Genomic DNA, 19,030 nt, shown 5'->3' with positions numbered 1-19,030 from the left:
CGACCTCACGTTTATTGGTATCACTTTGATTGAGCAATGATACCAACGTTTGGAGAGGGTGCGAAGCAGATGGGGAGCAAGAAGCGAGCCGCCTGGTCAAAGGCCAAAAGCGAGTTTTTGGGCGCTGCCACCGGCGGCAATATGAGCGACCTGTTTGCGCGCGAGGACGAGCGCCGCGACGCCCTGGACGCCGAGCGCGATGAGGCTTGGCGCTATAAGTCGTGCGAGCGCAAAAACCGGTACGACACACGCGCCGAGGCCGAGGCCGTTATGGCCGACTGCGAAAACCGCGGACGACGCGGTTTAGCCTGCTACAAATGCGAATACTGCGGCGGATGGCATCTGACGTCACACCCTTGGAAATAGACCTCGCATCGGCACGATGGCTGGCGAAGCGCAAGCTACGGGCGAGGCGGCACCAAAACATCGTAACGAACGGCCTTGCCCGCAAGTTGATAGCTCGGCTTGACGCCGGCAAGCAGCGGCCCCTTCACCGGCCGTTTGATAACGACCTTGCGCGGCCGCACCGCAAGCGCAGCTTCGACCAGCGTCTCCTCATCGGCACACGGCTGTTCCAGATGGTGCAAGAGTTGGAACTTCTTTTTCACCGCCGCGCTCTTGGTGCGCTCGGGAAACATGGGGTCCAGATACACCACGTCGGGAGCGGTGAGCTCGCCCTGCCCGATCAGCTCAGCTGTATGGCGAAGGCCGGCAATGCTGTCCTCGCCCGCATGTAAGCGCATGCGCGCCACGGCTGTCGCAAGCGCCGGATCATCTGCCGCGCGATCCAAAGCATCCTTGAGGAGCGCCGCGATCACGCAATCCTGCTCATACAAATCGACCGCAAAACCCGCGGCAGCCAGCAGCAGCGAATCCTCGCCAAAGCCTGCCGTGGCGTCAATCGCCCATGGGCGCTCGACGCCCTTTGTGCGCGCAGCCTTCACCAGCAGCTCTTGCTGCAGACGACCCTGCTTGAGCCGCGGAAGCATGCGGCCAAAATCGGCACGCAGCCCCATCGTGCCATCGGTGAGCGTGAGGCCCTCGGACGTCCGCACGAGCTCGAGCCCAGCAGCCCGAGCAACAGAAAAGGGATCGACGACGCCCATGGACACTCCTTAGCAAGCAAAACGAATACGTGAGCGCCACCTCAGTTGGCACCCAACCGTCCGCTATTGTCCCACACGCGACATGGTCCACAGCATCCCAATGCAAAGCACCGCCATCAATCCCGTGCACACGGCAGCGATCACGGAATCGCCCATACGCCTTCCTAACGAACGCGGCTCACGCACTTGCTTGGCTCCGTACATCACGGCTCCTCCTTCGGTCCAGCTCTTACCATGGCCTCATCATCGCAGCGCCGCGCATACGCTGCCATCGATTTGACTTACGTCCAGCTTTCCTTTTTGAAAGGTTGGACCGCACAGGCAAGAGTCGCTTTCAGGCGCATGCATCGCCGCGTTGAACTACAATGTGCTTCACCATATATGCCGCAACCTGGGCGCGACAGATTCACCGCGCCCGCATCGAAAGGACCAGTTATGAGCGCCGCTCGCAAGACACTCAAAATCCTTGCCCTGATTTATTTTGTTCTGGGCATCGCCAGTCTCGTCATTGGAATCGCCGGCATCGCGACCGGCAAGTTCGAGTCCACCTACGGGCCGAACGCCATGCTCGCCACGGTCGTGCTTGTCGCCAAGGGCCTCATCGATCTCGCCGCAGGTGTTGCGGGCATCAAGGGCGCCAACAAGCCCTCGCAGGTGGATGGCGCGCTTAAGCTCGGCATCGTTGCCGCACTCGCCACGATTGCGCAAGCCGTGCTCACGCTTCCCGCGTTTGGCGGCGACGCCATCAACTATGGCGCCTTTGTCATCGTGGTCTACGACCTGTTCTTTGTTCAGCAGGCGCACGCCGTTAAGGCCGAGAACAAGGACCGCCTGTAGTCACCTGCCCCCCCCCACAATTCCCTACAGCCAAGCAACTAAAAAGGGCCGATCGCGCAGCAACGCGGTCGGCCCTTTACGTTTGCCCAGATAAAACCTGCCAAAAATAAACCTGTCCCTTTTTGGTAGGTTAGTGGCGGTATTCGGCGATGATGAAGTCGATGTCGGTCTGAAGGGTATCGAGGTTTGCCAGGCGCTCTTTGTCGGCGGGGCGCGTGCGGTAGTAGTACGGCGTCATCTGGAACACCGCCTCGATGTCGGCCTGCGTCTGGAGCGTAATGTTCGCAGACACCCGCTGCGTTCCCACCAACTCGAGCTCGGTTGTCTTCGGCAGCTTCTCGTCGTTAAGGTACGGCGTGTCGTAGAGCACCTCCTTGAGCCCAAAGAGGTGACGGGCGCCCGGCACCACGGTGTAGAGCGAGCCCTCGGGCGCCAGCACGCGGGCAAACTCGCGCTCGTTAAAGGGGGCAAAGAGCTCGGTCACCATATCGAAGGTGCCATCGGCCACGGGGATGTCCTTCATGTTGGCCACGAAGTAGGTCGCATCGCCGCGCTTGGCGGCCAGACGCACCATCTCTTTGCCCAGGTCGAACCCATAAGCATCCACGCCCGGCACCGCACCCATGGCGCTGGTGTAGTAGCCCTCGCCACAGCAAATATCGAGCAAGGTCATGGGGGTGCCGGTAGATGCCGCACACCCAGGCGCCTGCTCGCGCACCAGCTCGACCATCGCATCGCGCAACGGCGCATAGTAACCGCGGTTCAAAAAGTCGCGACGACTGCGCGCCTGCGACTTGGGATCGCCCATGGAGTCGCCGCTCTTGGACGAGCGCAGCAGATACAGATAGCCCTCGCGCGCACGGTCAAACCGGTGTCCGCCCGCGCACACAGCACCGCGCTCGTCGTCCACCAAAGGCTCATGGCAAACAGGACACAACAACATGGCAACTCCTTAGCGCGAACAACACAACGCCCACCATTGTCGCACGCCTCCCCCACCTAGTCATTGGGGACGTTCTTGTTCGACTAGTCATTTAAGAACGTCCCCAATGACTACCCGCACCTTGGAAGGAGTGTCCCCAACTGCCGGCAGAAAAGGAACGTCCCTAAGTGCCGCAATGAGTGCTGCGACGTGCTCAGAATGGCAGCGTAGCGGTGGTATCATGCAAACATTCTAGGGCGCGATCTAATCGATCCGGACCAAGATGCCGCCCGCTCGGGCAGCCTTCGGCTGTTCCGCACCAGGACGGCTTACGCCAACAATCGACGCACTACCCGGAATGGACTTGCAAAGCATGTATGAGCAGTTCTGTATACGGGCAGGCCGCCTTCGGTTCGGGAGGAAAAGGGTCGCATGAAGAAGAAACAACTGTGCATCGCTTTTGCACTGCTTGCTGCCATGGTGCTGGGCGTATCCCTGCTGAGCGGCTTCGTCGAAAAAGGCACTGAATCGCAGCAGGCGCAGGAGGATAAAGAGACCATTCAGGTATACCTGTGGACCGCCAACCTGTACGAGAAGTACGCCCCCTATGTGCAGGCGCAGCTGCCGGACGTGAACATCGAGTTTATCGTCGGCAACAACGATTTGGACTTTTATAAGTTCTTGCAGCAAAACGGCGGCTTGCCGGACATTATTACCTGCTGCCGTTTCTCCCTGCACGATGCTGCTCCCTTAAAGGACAGCCTGATGGACCTTTCCACCACCAACGAGGCAGGTGCCATCTACAACACCTACCTCAACAACTTCAAAAATGAGGACGGCAGCGTAAACTGGCTGCCCGTATGCGCCGATTCCCACGGCCTTTTGGTCAACCGCGATCTTTTTGAGCAGTACGGCATTCCGCTGCCCACCGATTACGCCAGCTTTGTAGCAGCCTGTAAAGCCTTTGAGGAAGTGGGTATCCGCGGCTATACCGCCGATTATCAGTACGACTACATCTGCATGGAAACGCTGCAGGGGCTTTCTACCTCCGAGCTTACGACCATAGATGGACGCAAATGGCGCACCGCCTACAGCGACCCCGCCAACGACGCCCGCGTCGGGCTGGACGACACCGTGTGGCCGGGCAACTTCGAGCGCATGGAGCAGTTCATTCAGGACACGGGTCTTTCCGCGGCCGATCTAGAGCTCAATTACGATGACGTGACCGAGATGTTCGGCAACGGACAACTTGCCATGTACTTCGGCAGCTCTGCCGGCGTAAAGATGTTCCAAGACCAGGGCATTGACGCAACCTTTTTGCCAATCTTTGGCCAAAACGGTGAAAAGTGGCTGGTGACCACGCCCTACTTCCAGGTGGCGCTGAACCGTGATTTAGAGCAGAACGACGCGCGGCGCGCAAAGGCGATGCAGGTTTTGAACGTTATGCTGTCGCAGGACGCGCAGGAGCAGATTCTCGCAGAAGGACAGGACCTGCTCAGCTACAGCCAAAACGTCGACTACCGCCTGTCCGACACCATGGAGGACGTGCGCCCGGTGGTAGAAGAAAACCATATGTATATCCGCATCGCCTCCAACGATTTCTTTGCCATCTCGCAGGATGTGGTTTCCAAAATGATTGCGGGCGAGTATGACGCCGCGCAAGCCTACAGCGCGTTCAATGCCGCTCTTTTGTCAGAGGAAACGCCCGACACGGGCGATACTGTGTTGAGCAGCAAAAAGGCCTATTCCAACGTGTTCCACAAAAACGGCGGCAATGCGTCCTTCTCAGTTATGGCAAACACGCTGCGCGGCCTTTACGACACCGACGTGCTGGTGGCAGCCTCCAGCAGCTTTACCGGCAGTGTGCTGCAGGCCGACTATACCCAAACAACGGCACGCGCCATGATCATGCCTAACGGACTTTTGTCGTACCAACGAACCATGACGGGCGCCGAGCTCAAGGACACCCTGCGCGTCTTTGTGGAAGGGTGCGAGGGCGGCTTTACCCCGTTCAACCGTGGCTCCCTGCCGGTGGTCAGTGGCATTGCCGTGCAGGTAAAAGAGAACGACGGCAGCTACAAGCTCACCGGCGTTACCCGCAACGGAAAGGCCCTGCGAGACGATGACACCGTTACCGTGACCTGCCTGGCAACGGAAAAGCAGATGACACCGTTGCTACAGGACAAAACCTACGCGTTTGAACGCGGAGAGAATACGGTCAAAGACCTCTGGAGCAAGGCACTTTCCGACGGCGGCGTGGTGCTTGCCGCGCCGGAAAGCTACGTTACGTTGGAGTAAGCGGCGTGGAAGTAGACAAGCGTAAAACTAAAAGAACATGGCACTTACCGCGCAAAGGGTTGACCGTTGCCGCCGTTGTGCTGACGATAACGTGCTTTATCGGCCTTGGCGTACAGTACCTTTCGTTTGTGTCCAAGACCGTCTACGAAGAAAGCACCTCGCATTTAGAGGAAGTTCTGCATAAATCCAACAGCATGCCAAGCATGATCGCCAACAAAAACATCTCTTATCTGCATTTGTGGAACGGCTTTTTAGACAGCAACCCCGACGATGACGGAGTTCAGATGTATCTGGAATCCGCAAAGCAGGAGCTTGGCTTTGCCGAATTCTACTTTCTTTCTTATGACGGCAACTACATGACACCTCGCGGGGAAACAGGCTATCTTGGTTTGCAGAGCAACCTTGACGAGACGCTTGCCGATCAAAACGACGTTGTGATGAACGCGGCCTTGCCCGGGCAGAAGCCGACGCTGGTGTTTATCTGCCCCGAAACAAAGGGGGTCTACCGCGGATTTTCCTACGATGCCATTGCCATCAGTCGCTACAACGACGATGTGATGAAAGCCGTGGGCAATTCGGCGTTCAGCGGAACTGCCAGCATCTATACCATCTACCCGGATGGACAGGTCGTGATCGAAAAGATCGCAGAGGGCGAGCAAAACATCTATAACCTGCTTGCAGTGCTGCGCGAACATTCCGACCTCAGCGAGGCGCAGGTGCAAGACCTCGCCAATGATTTTGCAAAAGGTGCCAGCGGAAACTATGAGGTAACGCTGGGCAGCACAAGATACTATCTGGCGTACGAAAGTACCGGCATCCAGGACTGGATCTTGGTGGAACTTGTCCCCGTGGATGTCGTCAATGCCAGTATGAATCAGCTTTGGCAGAGAACGGTACAAATAATCGTGGGCATTACAGGCGGTCTTTCGCTCATGACCATTCTGCTGGTTATTAACAGGGGCCGCGTCAAGCTGCGCCGTAAGAATACCGAAATCTTGTACCGCGAAGAGCTGTTCCGGAAACTGTCCCAAAACGTGAACGACGTCTTTTTGATGCTGGATGCAAAAACCTACAAGGCAGATTATATTAGCCCGAACATGGAACGCTTGCTGGGACTGACGCAGGAGAGCGTGCGTAAAAACATCGATACGCTGGCCACGCTGCACCCGAAGGATACCGTCGAACCTGCCAAAGACCATCTGGCGGGACTCGCCGGCGGCGAGCAACGCGAATGGGATATGGAATATATCCATCAGCAAACGGGGGAACGGCGCTGGTTCCATGTGGTCGCCATGGGCAGCGAGGTCGAGGGGCAAACCAAGTACATTCTGGTTTTGTCTGACCGCACCGCCGACAAGCAGGTGAACCAGGCACTTTCGGATGCCGTTGCCGCCGCCGAAAACGCCAACCGCGCCAAGAGCACCTTCCTTTCCAGCATGTCCCACGATATCCGCACGCCTATGAACGCCATCATCGGCTTTACCACGCTGGCGGTCAGCCATCTGGACGATAAGGAGCGCGTGAAGGACTACCTTGCCAAGATCCTTGCCTCCAGCAACCATCTGCTCTCGCTCATCAATGACATCTTGGATATGAGCCGTATCGAAAGCGGAAAAATACAGCTGGACGAAACCGAGGTCAATCTCTCCGATGTACTGCACGATATTAAAACCATCGTCAGCGGGCAGATTTACGCAAAGCAACTGGAATTGTATATGGACGCGATAGATGTTACCGACGAGGACATCTATTGCGACAAGACCCGGCTCAATCAGATTCTGATGAACCTTTTGTCCAATGCCATCAAGTTCACTCCCGCGGGCGGCACGGTGTCGGTGCGGGTGCGCCAGCTTGCAGGCAAGGTCGGCGGATGCGGGCAGTATGAGTTCCGTGTCAAGGACAGCGGTATCGGTATGGACCCGGATTTTGCCAAAAAGGTATTTGAACCCTTTGAGCGCGAGCGCTCCTCAACGGTAAGCAGAATACAGGGCGCTGGGTTGGGTATGGCCATTACCAAAAACATTGTAGATATGATGGGCGGCACCATTGAGGTACAGTCCGCGCCGGAAAAAGGCTCTGAATTTATCGTCCGTGTTCCGCTGCGCGCCCAGACAGAACGCCGTAGGGAGGTAAAAATCGTCGAGCTGGAAGGGCTGAAGGCGCTGGTGGTTGACGACGATTTCAACACCTGCGACAGCGTGACCAAGATGCTGGTCAAGGTGGGGATGCGCGCCGAATGGACGCTTTCCGGCAAGGAGGCCGTGTTGCGCGCACGGCAGTCCCTCGAGATGGGCGATACCTTTAAGGCCTATATCATCGACTGGCGCCTGCCGGATATGAATGGCATTGAGGTAACCCGCCAGATTCGCGCCCTGAACGACGATACGCCCATTATTATCCTGACCGCCTATGACTGGTCTGACATTGAGGTGGAGGCAAAGGCAGCCGGTGTCACGGCGTTCTGTTCCAAGCCGATGTTTATGTCCGACTTGCGCGACACGCTGATGACCGTCATCGGGCAGGAACAGGCGAAAGAGGAGCAGAGCATATTGCCCCAAAATGCCACCGACCTCAAGGGCATGCATGTTCTGCTTGTCGAGGATAACGAGCTGAACCGCGAGATTGCCGAGGAGATTATGAAGGCCTACGGCCTTGAGGTCGACACCGCCGAAAACGGCGCTATCGCTGTGGATAAGGTCAGCTCTGCAGCGCCCGGGCAGTACGATTTGGTACTGATGGACGTGCAGATGCCCATCATGGACGGCTACACCGCCACCCGCCGCATCCGCGAACTGGAAAACCCCGCGTTGGCAGGCGTCCCCATTCTTGCCATGACGGCGAATGCCTTTGATGAGGACCGCCGCAACGCCTTGGAAAGCGGTATGAACGGCTTCCTGTCCAAGCCCATTGTGATTACCGACCTCGTACAGGAGATACGCAAGATCAGGTAACTCGGAACAGGGTAGTCTTTTTGGGACGGGGCTCTTTTAGCTGCCCTGCCGTTAATCGACCAAACCGGTCGCGTTGTCTGCAGGGGTAGCTAAAAGAGCCCTGTCCCAAAAAGACTACCCAATAGGAGTATTATCGTCTGCGCAAATAAGGAGCGAATCGCATATTAGAGATTGAGAGCGTATGACTGATACCGCGTCCAAGCACATTGACATGACCACCGGCTCGCTGTGGCGCAATATTCCCCTGTTCGCCTTTCCCGTCGCCGCCACGAGCATCCTTGAGCAGCTGTCGAACCTCATCGCCACGGTCATCATCGGTAACTTCTCGGGCGACCAGGGAACCCTCGCCATGGCGGCGGTCGGCTCCAATGTTCCGCTTACCAGTCTTATGATCAACCTGTTTATTGGGCTGTCGCTTGGCTCCAACGTGGTCATCGCCAACGCCATCGGCCGCAACGATCAGAACATGGTCAAGCGCGCCGTCCATACCTCGATTCTGATGGCACTCGTGGGCTTTGTCGTCATCGCGCTGGGCGAGATCTTTGCCGAGCCCATGCTCGCCGCGCTCAACGTCCCTGACGAAACCATGCCGCTCGCATCGCTCTACCTGCGCGTCTTTTTGCTCAGCATGCCCTCGATCTTGCTCTACAACTTTGAGGCCGCAATCTTCCGCTCCGTCGGCATCACCCGCATGCCGCTGCAGGCGCTTGCCGTGTCCACCGTCCTCAACATTGGCCTGGACCTCATCTTTGTCCCCGTGCTCCACTGGGGCGTCGCGGGTGTCGCCGTCGCCACCGCCATCGCCTATACCGTCAGCGCAGTCACGCTCTTTATCCGTCTGCTCAAGACCGATTCCGTCGTCCGCGTCACCCCACGCGACTTAGGCTTAGACCCCGTCGCCCTCAAGCGCATCGTTAAGATCGGCCTGCCCGCCGGCATCCAAAGCGCCGTCTTTGCCGTCGCTAACATCATCATCCAGTCCGCCATCAACAGCTTGGGCACCGAGGTCATGGCGGCATCCAGCGCTGCCATGAGCCTGGAGTATGTGTGTTACAACCTGCTCAACAGCTTTAGTCAGGCTTGCACTACCTTTGTGGGACAAAACCACGGCGCGCGCCAGATCGACCGCTGCACCAAGACGCTCAAGGTCTGCCTGGTCGAAGGCGGCATCGTTGCACTCACCACCATCGTCATCATCGTCGGTCTGGGGCGCGAGATCCTGGCGCTGTTCAACAGCGACCCCAACATCGTCTCGATCGGCTATATCCGTGTGTGCTCGATCTTCCCGGCATACGCCTTTAGCATGTTCTACGAGAATATGTCCGGCTACCTGCGCGGCTTTGGCATCTCGCTCATGCCCGCCCTCATCACCATGATCTGTGTCTGCGGCATCCGCTTCTACTGGGTATTCTGCGTGTTCCCGCACTTCCGCACCTTTGCGAACATCATGATGGTCTACCCCATCAGCCTGGGCACCACAGCGTTCTTTATGGTCGTGGCGGTATTGCTCTGCCATCCGGCACGCACCTACCGTCTGGCGCAAGCCAAAGCGACAGCCCGCTAATCACCACACTCAACGCCACGCCAGTCATTAATTGACAATATGCGAGCTCATATAGTCGATAAAGCGCCTCGTGGCGATAGGCATGGTGTCCCAGCTGCGCCAAGCCGCCACGACGTCGCGCGAGGGAGCATGCACGATGGGGCGCACACAAATATCGGCCCGCATGCCCTCGACGGTACGGCGGTAGAGCATGCTCACACCGAGGCCCTCCTCCACCATCGCCATAATGGTGTAGTCATCGGTGACCTCACTCGTCACATGCGGCGATAGCCCGTGCGCGGCAAACGCATCGAGCACCAGACTCTGTTCGCCCTCATCCAGCAGCACAAACGGTTCGGACGCCAGGTCGGCAAGCGTCACCTTTTCCTTTGCCGCCAGTGGATGGACGGCTGGCAACAGCGCCACCAGCTCGTCGTGATAGACCACGCGTTTCTCGAGCCCCTCGGTAAATCCACGCGCTGTAAAGCAAAAGTCGACCATGCCATCGTGCACCCACTGGGCATTGCGCGTGTAATCGCCCTGCTTGAGGGTAAAGCGCACGCCCGGATGCAGGGCCCCAAAGTCGCGGATCACACGCGGCAACACAGTACGACTCACGTTGGTAAACGTCGCAATGCGAATGTCGGTCGACGAAAGCCCCAGCAACTCCTGACGCTTGCCCTCAAGCTCGGCCTCGGCTGTAACGATCTGGCGCAGATACGGCAGATACTGTTTGCCGTCGCGCGTCAGTGAGACGCCCTGCTTGCCACGCTCGATAATCGTGGTGCCCAGCTCGCGCTCGAGCGCCTTGACGGCCTGGCTCACCGCACTTTGCGTATAGCCCAGCTCGTCGGCGGCACGTTTCAGGCTGCCGCAATCGACCACCATACATACAATCTGATACCGCGATGCCATCGTGCCTCCACATCGATGTAGCCGTAAAACGTTTTGCCAGGGCTTTTTCTTCCAACATTAGTATTTCTTAATCATACTGAAGATACATTCGCTTTACTACATCCATATCTGGGAGCAGAATCCTTTTTGCGAAACCGTTCTGTAACAAAAGGAGTCCCATGGATCGCAAAAAAGCAATCGCGCTCTCATTTTCCGTTCCCGTCGCATGGGGCTTTTCGTACCCCCTCATGAAGATCGGCATGGACAGCATGAACGCCACGAGCATCGTCGCGCTGCGCTGCATCATCGCCTTTGCGGCCTGCCTGCTGCTCTTCCACAAGCACGCGGTGCGCATCAACCGTGACCTGATGGTCCGCGCCGCCATCATCGGCGCCATCATGGCAACCGAGATCACCTGCATGTGCCTGGGCTCCAGCCTCACCTCCGCCTCCACCGCCGGCTTTTTGCAGAGCCTGACGGTCGTAATCGTGCCGTTTGCCAACGCGGCCCTGCTGCGTCGCGCTCCCGAGCGCAAGGTGCTCATCGGCACCGGCATCGTCACCTGCGGCATGTTGCTGCTCTCGGGCGCCGACTTTACCAGCCTGAATCCCGGCGCGATCATCATGCTGCTCTCGGCCTTTATCTATGCCGGCCACATTATCATCGCCAAGCGCTTTGTCGAAGAAGTCGATCCGCTGGCTCTGGGCGTTTGGCAGCTGGGCTTCGGCGGCTTGTTCTCGGGTATCGCCGCATTTACCTTTGGCGGCTTCACGCTTCCCAGCACGCCGAGCGAGATCGTCGTTATCGTTGCACTCGCACTCATCTGCTCTGCCTACGGCTTTATCACCCAGACGCTCGTGCAGCCCCACGTACCTGCCGAAACCACTGGCTTCGCCTTCTCGCTCGAGCCGGTCTGCTCCGCCGTCTTCTCGTTTTTCCTGGTCGGCGAGGTCCTGAGCCCTATCGCCTTCCTTGGCGCTGCCCTCATCCTCACCGGCGTCATGGTGGCAACTGTCGAGCTTCCGCGCCTTCGCGCACATGGGCATGCTCATATGGCGGCAGCGCCCGAGCACGTCTCGTAGACCCCACTCCTCATACAGCCGCGGCATAAAGGTCTCTGACGCCTTTACAATAGATGCCGACAAAGCATCTGCCCTAAAGGAGTTCCATGGACGCTGCAACTCGCGACCGCAACATAGCAACTTGGTTGGGCGATGCGCCGCAGCCGGTACGTGACACTACGAACCAGCTACTCGAGCGCATCGCCCTTCTGCGTGCCGAGCAGACCATCTACCCGGCACAAGACGACATCCTCAATGCCCTCGCCTACACGCCGGCCGACCTGGTCAAGGTAGTCATCCTGGGCCAAGACCCCTATCACGGGCCCAACCAGGCCATGGGGCTGTCGTTCTCGGTGCCTGCGACGCAAACCAAGTTGCCGCCGAGCCTGCGCAACATCTATAAGGAACTCAACGCCGATCTGGGCTGCCCCATTCCCGCCACGGGAGACCTAACCCCCTGGGCACAACAGGGCGTCCTGCTTCTCAACACGACGCTCACCGTGCGCGAACATGCCGCGAACTCGCACGCCAAGCTGGGCTGGAGCACGCTCACCGACTACGTTATCGAACGCTGCTGTCAGCTGCCCCAGCCGGTCGTCTTTTTGGCATGGGGCCGCTTTGCCCAGCAGATGGTCGAGGGCAAGCTCGCCGCGACCGGCGCGGGCAAGGCGGGCGGCAAGTTCTGCCTTGCCTCCACGCACCCCTCGCCGCTTTCGGCCAACCGTGCCACGGCAGAACTCCCCGCTTTTATGGGGTCGCGTCCCTTCTCGGCAGCCAATGAATTGCTCGAGCAAAACGGCAGCAGCCCCATCGACTGGGGCTGCCTCGCTTCATAACCTGCCTAGCCGGCGATCCAATATTGCGGATACTTATTGATATCAATGGGGCCGCCGAGCTCGCCGATATCGCTTATGGCCTCCATGCCCATCAGCGAGCGCAAGCGATTCTCGCACTCCATGATGGGCTCATTTACGGCCTTATTGAGCACATCGAACGTCGGCGACTCAAACGTATCCATGTTGACGTTGCCGAACCACTTGCTCTCAACGTAGTCGGCCTCCTCGTCGTCTGTGGCAACCCCCACCATCTGACGAGACCACGTCTTGAGCAGCGGCTCGCGATCGGCCTCGGCAATATTGAGCGCCACGTTGCCGCCAAACGAGAACGGCATGCTCTCCATCCCGCCCAGCAACTCCGGCAGCAGACAGCCAGTAGGCAGCGTCACCGTCACGCCGCTGCAGCCCGCAAACGCACCGCTCTGGATGCCGACCACCTTATCGCACAGCTCAATCTCGATGAGGTTCGAGCAGTGCGAGAAGGCATTCGAGTCGATTACGGTCGGTCCCGTCAACACACTCGCTAAATCGGCACGCTCGATATCGGACGGCGCCGAGACCAGCGTGGCGGTACCGTCACCGCTGTCCTCGATCTTCCATTCATCGCTCTCGAACGCATCGCCGTCCGCCTGGATAACCGTAGAAGCCTCGACCAACGGCAGCCCCATCATGGTTCGCAGGCGATTCTCGGGCTGCAATAGGTTCTGAGCCATCTGCGCCCTAACCGCATCGGCCGTCGGCTCTGGACCCTCCCCCATGAACCAATCGGAAAGCATGCCAAATTCCACAACGCCATAATACGTGTCGTAGTCGTCGTAGCCAATGAGTCCGTAGACCCATGCATTGAGGTAGTCCTGCTCCATGCCGCTGGGCAACGACAGGTGAATGCGGCTGGCCTCTTCTTGGGCATCGGTTGCGCCGTCCAAGAAGAAACCCACACCCGGCGATGGATAGCCCAGCGTCGCGATACCGGTACCGACGGTCAAGTTCGTAAAGGCGGCATCATTGCCAAACACCGATGACGCCAGGTAGTTTCGAGAGCCCGCACCCGTAGCTGCGTCGTAGTCGCCATTGGTATCCGCCACAAACGATGCACTCGCGAGCCTCGGGCAGTCCATGAATGCCTGGTCGCTGATTTCGATCGTTGCCGCGTGCACAGACGCCGAGACAAGATTCGTACAGCCTTCGAACGCCGACACGCCGACGTAGATATCGTTATCGGGAAGATCGATGTTCAGGTCGCCGGCGATGCCGGAATTCCTGAAGGCATAGCGATCGATATATGCCAGATTGGGAGCCGAAGCCCAATCGACATCCCACGCGCCTCCGGTCCCCTCAAAGGCACCAGGCAGGTCCTTGGCGCCAGACAAGGAATAGCCGCCAAAGATCTCAATCGTACTCGGCAGCAGCTCAATCGTACCGTTGAGCATCGAGGGCGCACCGAGCAGGATGCTTGGCTTGCCTTCCTCGTCGCCATCGTAATAGCCGTAGAGAAGGGGCGCGTCGTCGCTTTGGGCATCGCAAGCAAAATCGTAAATGCCGTCGACAGTGACAAAGCGGCTGTCGTAGCCCTGCAGCTCGCCATCGGGCGCATACCAGGTGCAGCCGGCCGGATTGGGATTCTCGGTCGTGGCAAAGACAGCCTTTTTAGCACGCGACGCCACAAAGCCCAGGCCCGTGCAGCCCTTAAAGACATCGGCACCCACCTCAATGCTATCGGGCGTGCCGATAAACACACCTTGAAGGTTTTGGCAGTTCTCAAACGCGTTACGGCCGATGGTACTCGTCTTCTCGCCCAGATTGACAAACCTGAGCTCCGCATCGCCCGAGAAAGCATACGGTGCGATGGAATCTACTTGGAGCTGCTTGCCGCCATCCGCAAGCAAGGTGCCGTCAAAGGTCGCGGACAGGTTGCCATCCTCATCGCCTGCAGCGGACAGCAAAATCGTCTTGTCGGCGTTGGCATAATACAAGTATCCGTCTTGAGACAGGCTCATCTTAATCACGCGCGCATCGGGTGCACCGGCGGCAGCCTTGCGCTGTTCGACATACGCGACCTGCTCATCGGTTGCGCACACGATGGTCCGCACGGAACCGCCCTCAAGACTGCCGTCCTCGAGCGTCACCTTATCGTCAAACCACGGCATGAGTACCAGCGTGTCCACCGAAGTGTTGCCCGCAAAGGCACCCTTCTTGATGGTGTTGGAAATCTGCACCAGGGCAATATTGGAACCCGTATCGAGCACATAGCACAGGTCGCTTTTGAGCTGCGAATTAATGTTGTACACCAGCCCCTGTGAGTACGTGAGCTGGACACTGGGGTTGGTCGCGGGCGACACGTATACGCCGTAGGCATTCTCTAGTTCGTCCGCGTGCTCGGTAATAAAATCGAGCAGCGCGGCATCGTCGACGACCAGGGTGCAGTCCTGCAGATTGCTCACGTCAATCTGGGGCAACTCGCCCTCTTTGGACGCGTGCAGAACAATACGATCGAGCTTATTGCGATCGGGAATGACGACATGGGCAATATCGGCGGGAACATCGAGCTCGCGCGTATGGTAGGGAACGCCCAGATACTCCTTGCCATCGCGAGAGGTCAAGATACCCTCATCCGTTGCGGCATAGACGGGGTTATCCGACGCGACACGGTAGGCATCGAGCACCTGAAAGCCCGCATTGACGTTGACGTAGTACACCGAGGACGGTAGCTCTAGATTGTTGATCTGCCACGTAAAGACTTCACGCTGACGACTGTCGGTATAGGCGTCGACCGCCTGCACACCCTGCGGAACGCTGAGCGTCTCGCCCCCGCCATCGACCGACATGACCGACTCATCCACATCGACAAGCGTCTGCAGGCGTGAGTTATTGAGGCTGGTAGGGTCGTCGTCAAAGCGATAGTCCTCGTCGAGAGCATAACCCTGAAAACGCACCTTGTAGGCGGGGTCGATGGACACGACGTCGCTGGGAACCACCACATGGCGACCGGGTGTCAGCGTGTAGAAATACGGGACGGCCGCCTCGTTCTCGCGCCACCCCAGCAACAAGGCATTGAGGTAGCCCTCCGAATCGACATGGCCCGCCTGCTTCATAAAGGCTTCTTGTGTGTTGACACCCAGCAGGTTCTCCTTGGAGCTCAGCGTGCTCCAAATCACGCTTCGCTGGCCCATCGAATCGGGCTGGCCGACCACAAACAGGCGCGACCGCGCCGGTTGGATGGTAACGTTACGCGTCGTCCACGCCGTATCCTGCGACAAGCGCAGCGAGACGCTTACCGTGAGCAGCTGGCTCGAGCACAGCGCCGGATTCTTCTCGCCCGCGGCATTGGTCCACGAGTCGATGCGGAGATACGGAAACGAGGCGAACTCGTCCTTGGTGCAGGCAAGATAGTAGAGGCCCTTGTCGTCACTCCAGTGGACATCCATGGCGCAGAACAGCGTCCAGGCGTCGAGCATCTGCCCATCGTAGATTGCATCCTCCATGGGTGAAATCTGCACCTCATGGGGATCGATCAATCCATTTGCACCGTTAAACTGCGTAAAGAACGTTGTGTCTCCCATGGGGGCACCCTTTTGGGGCGCGGGGTCCGCAAGAAGATACTTGTAGGAATTGGCCGTCGAGGTGGCCGAGCCGCCACTACCGCCGTTACCGCCCGAACCGTTTCCGCCCGCACCGCCGCCGGCATTGCCGCCAGATGCTCCGCCCGCATTGATAACGGGAACGTTTTGCCCGCCTCCCGAGCCGCCGGCGACGCCCGCGCCGCTGCCCGAACCACCCGCAACTCCTACGCCCGTTCCATCGGCGCTGCCGGTAACGTTGTAGGCGGTCGTGCCGCTTTGCCCCGTCAGATTTACCTGTCCCTGCGCATTATCGAGCCGCGCCTGCTGCTCACGTGCGCTCGTGTCCCGGCTGTCGCTATCCTCGTCATGACGATTTGCCTCGGCATCCGTCGAGAGCGGACTGATCCGATACGCCTCGCCGGACTCCGCGTCACCGTGACTGTATGCAGCGATATACCCCGAAGGATCGAAGCTCAGGTTACTCTGAGCCAACTCAAAGGCGACCGCGCCAAATACGCCGACCGCAGCAACCGAAACCGCCGCTGCCACAACGCGCGTTGCAGCCAAAGGCTTGGCGCGATACATATTTTTAGCGGCATGCTGAACGCGCGCGGACGCATTCCGCGGGCCTTTTAATTTGGCCGACGCCGCGTTCTTGTGCGAAGCCATATGTTGAGGATATTTAGAAAACACGTAGACCTACTCCCTCTACAACGCGTGCAGCATGTAGCGGCGGAAGCGTTCAATAACAGTTTGCGGAGCCGGCATGCTCCGATGCAGGCGTTCGGTAAAACGACGGAGCGTGCGCAACTCGTTTGGCTTAAGCTGGCGCCCACCAAACGCATAGGCTTGATGGAGTTGAATCGCTCGGCGGTATTCCCACGGGTCGATCTGGGGGAACACCGCGGCAAAGGTGTCCAGGCAATCGAGCGGCTTGGTCTCGTCAAAGGCGTCGAGACCGCTTTGGTTCATCACAAGGGCAAGATAGCCGTAGAGCGCCGGCACGCATATATCCTGCTCATCGCTCTCGATAGCCCGCGTGCGCCGAGCGCGCAAGACAAACCTGCGAACAAACAGAGCGAGCAGGGCGGCGATCGCCGTGCCGATCAAACTGACCCCAACCTTGGCCACAACGGGGATGTTATGCATTACCGGCACATCCTCGCGATGCTTATCCTCGGCCTGTCCAGCGACCGAGCCCGCATCGAGCGTCTTATCGTTGGCGCCGTTGCTCCATGCCTCGCCCACATCGATAATCTTATCGGCATCGAGCGTCTGGCTATAGTATCCAGGGGTGACCTCCACGGGCGTCCATCCCTGACCGTCAAGGTAGATCTCGGTCCATGCGTGCGCATCGGCAGCCGTCAAGTTGAGCGCCACGCCTGCCCCAACAGCAGCGGTCAGCTGATCATCTGTTGCCCGATAGCCCTCGACATAGCGTGCGGGAATTCCCTGAGATCGAAACGCGAGCGTCGCCGCCGTGGCAAAGTAAGCAGAGTTGCCCTCGTGCGCCGTGCCCAAGAACCACGCGACAAACGACATCGCCCCGGTATAGGCTGGCGGGTTATCCGTCTGCCCCGCAAGCGAAGCCAACATCGTGCGCACGCGACTGATCACGGCTGTATCCGAAACAGTCGCCCCAGCATCCCAGCTGTCGCTCGAGAACAGGTATGCATCGATGGCATCCCGCTCCTCTTCGCGAACGTCCAAGTAATTATCGCGAACAAAAGCGGCGTACACCCGCTCGCTTTTTGCATAGTCGCTCTTGGAGGACGCCAGCCAGCTCGAATCTGCAATGACGTCATCCACCGGCACGTTATCGACAATCACGCGATACGCCTTAGACGGCAAAAGGTCCATGCTTAGCATCGTCGAGGCCGTCAACATTGCACCGGTACCGCCCAGCGAGCGCAGCGTATAGGGAGCATAGGTGTATCTGCGGTTGGCGCCCGACGCATCGACCGAAATCTCGACCGCCTCGACAGGCTCGCCACCCTCGCGCTCGGCCTCGGCGTCAAACGCGGCGCGCTGCTCGGCTACCGTCAAACCGTTCTGGCGCAGCCAATCACGCATGCCGGACCATTCACCCTCGTAGGACATCCAGTCGCCGCGCCCCCAAGACATGCCATCAAACGTCGTGCCCACAAAGCCCTTCATGAGCAGATCGTCGCCGAGCGTCTTGCTGGCGGCAAGCGACAGCGTCGTGGACTCGCCTTCGTTCATGTCCGCCGCTTGCGAAAGGTCGCCCTCGGGCAGCGAATCGTCCCCAAATCGAACGCCCCGGACTGCTCTGACGGCAGACGCCGACAGGGTGGACAACGCGGGAAGAGGTTGTACAAGGGCAACGGTCAGTGCAAAGAGAACGCCGCATGCAACGCACAGGCCGCCAAGACCAAATAGAACCTGGGGCAAACCTACCGTAGAGCCCCGCAACTCGTCAGCACGGCACTGGACAAGCCAGCCCGCAACGCCCAGCGTCATAGACATCGCAGAATCACCAAGCTGCAGCGCCATGGAAGCCGAGCCGCAGATAACGATGATTAAGAGCGTGGGCCACGAAACGCTCAAGTTGGCAAAAAGCCAGGCGAGTGAGCCGGCAAACATGCCGGCGAGCACCGCCAGCGACACGGCTTCACACAGCAGACCGGCGTCTGCCACCAATGGAATATACAGCTCACAGATCGAGTTGACGCGAGCGATAACGGTATTGACGCACGCATAGAAGCCCCAGCGTGCCGAAGGAATCAAGAGCGCACATAAAAGCGCTACGGACGCCGCAGCCAAGGCAATCCGGAGGGGAGCCTTTTTCGAAGCCATCAAAACGCCCAAAGCGCCCAGCGCAACGGCCACGCCAACGGCAACGGCCAGCATTATCCCCATGCACGTTGCACTCAGGCACCGAGCAATTGTGCAGCAGAAGCCCGCAGACAATAAAACCGCAGGAGCCACCGACAGGAACATGGCAACAACGCGACCATTCGAAGCGATGCGCTCCGTCGAGGTAAGAGTCACAAAGTTCATC

General features: G+C 58.7%; 12 protein-coding genes. 7 read left to right on the top strand and 5 right to left on the bottom strand.

Annotated elements, in window-relative coordinates:
* The first annotated feature begins 69 nt into the window (after positions 1-69).
* Complete coding sequence (locus DWV32_RS04050) at positions 70-366, top strand: hypothetical protein (protein WP_117757289.1); 297 nt, start codon at positions 70-72, stop codon at positions 364-366.
* A 35-nt stretch (positions 367-401) separates the two neighbouring features.
* On the opposite strand, the gene DWV32_RS04045 is transcribed toward DWV32_RS04050, so the two are convergent.
* A complete protein-coding gene (locus DWV32_RS04045; protein WP_117757288.1) occupies positions 402-1,106 on the bottom strand; it encodes a class I SAM-dependent methyltransferase in 705 nt (234 codons plus the stop codon).
* Between the two features lie 435 nt (positions 1,107-1,541).
* Here DWV32_RS04045 and DWV32_RS04040 point away from each other — a divergent pair, with 435 nt between their 5' ends.
* Positions 1,542-1,943 (top strand): hypothetical protein, encoded by a 402-nt coding sequence (locus tag DWV32_RS04040; protein WP_117757287.1) that lies wholly within the window; start codon positions 1,542-1,544, stop codon positions 1,941-1,943.
* A gap of 130 nt (positions 1,944-2,073) precedes the next feature.
* Here the strand turns inward: DWV32_RS04040 and DWV32_RS04035 are convergent, their stop codons facing one another.
* Entirely contained in the window at positions 2,074-2,886 is an 813-nt protein-coding gene (locus DWV32_RS04035) for a putative RNA methyltransferase (RefSeq protein WP_117757286.1), read from the bottom strand.
* Between the two features lie 411 nt (positions 2,887-3,297).
* Here DWV32_RS04035 and DWV32_RS04030 point away from each other — a divergent pair, with 411 nt between their 5' ends.
* The 3 genes from DWV32_RS04030 (at position 3,298) to DWV32_RS04020 (ending at position 9,678) form a co-directional block, all read left to right on the top strand.
* Entirely contained in the window at positions 3,298-5,163 is a 1,866-nt protein-coding gene (locus DWV32_RS04030) for an ABC transporter substrate-binding protein (protein ID WP_117757285.1), read from the top strand.
* Positions 5,164-5,168: 5 nt separating this feature from the next.
* The gene (locus tag DWV32_RS04025) at positions 5,169-8,114 is read left to right on the top strand and encodes a response regulator (RefSeq protein ID WP_199576985.1); all 2,946 of its coding nucleotides are present in this window, start codon (positions 5,169-5,171) and stop codon (positions 8,112-8,114) included.
* A 181-nt stretch (positions 8,115-8,295) separates the two neighbouring features.
* Positions 8,296-9,678, top strand: a complete 1,383-nt coding sequence (locus DWV32_RS04020) for an MATE family efflux transporter (RefSeq protein ID WP_117757284.1) — start codon at positions 8,296-8,298, stop codon at positions 9,676-9,678.
* Positions 9,679-9,705: 27 nt separating this feature from the next.
* Here DWV32_RS04020 and DWV32_RS04015 read toward each other — a convergent pair whose 3' ends face one another.
* The gene (locus DWV32_RS04015; RefSeq protein WP_117757283.1) at positions 9,706-10,572 is read right to left on the bottom strand and encodes a LysR family transcriptional regulator; all 867 of its coding nucleotides are present in this window, start codon (positions 10,570-10,572) and stop codon (positions 9,706-9,708) included.
* Between the two features lie 158 nt (positions 10,573-10,730).
* Here DWV32_RS04015 and DWV32_RS04010 point away from each other — a divergent pair, with 158 nt between their 5' ends.
* Both DWV32_RS04010 and DWV32_RS04005 read left to right on the top strand, forming a co-directional pair.
* Complete coding sequence (locus DWV32_RS04010; RefSeq protein WP_117757282.1) at positions 10,731-11,633, top strand: DMT family transporter; 903 nt, start codon at positions 10,731-10,733, stop codon at positions 11,631-11,633.
* 86 nt (positions 11,634-11,719) lie between these two features.
* Complete coding sequence (locus DWV32_RS04005) at positions 11,720-12,448, top strand: uracil-DNA glycosylase (protein WP_117757281.1); 729 nt, start codon at positions 11,720-11,722, stop codon at positions 12,446-12,448.
* Between the two features lie 5 nt (positions 12,449-12,453).
* Here DWV32_RS04005 and DWV32_RS04000 read toward each other — a convergent pair whose 3' ends face one another.
* The gene (locus DWV32_RS04000; protein ID WP_147346210.1) at positions 12,454-16,557 is read right to left on the bottom strand and encodes a leucine-rich repeat protein; all 4,104 of its coding nucleotides are present in this window, start codon (positions 16,555-16,557) and stop codon (positions 12,454-12,456) included.
* A 159-nt stretch (positions 16,558-16,716) separates the two neighbouring features.
* A complete protein-coding gene (locus DWV32_RS03995; protein ID WP_158566054.1) occupies positions 16,717-19,029 on the bottom strand; it encodes a transglutaminase domain-containing protein in 2,313 nt (770 codons plus the stop codon).
* Between the last annotated feature and the right edge of the window lies 1 nt (position 19,030).

The organism is Collinsella sp. AF04-24 (assembly GCF_003465685.1).
Lineage (GTDB): Bacteria > Actinomycetota > Coriobacteriia > Coriobacteriales > Coriobacteriaceae > Collinsella > Collinsella aerofaciens_AP.
Note: the sequence above shows the minus strand (reverse complement) of the source record. Positions and strands in the feature narration are given on the sequence as shown.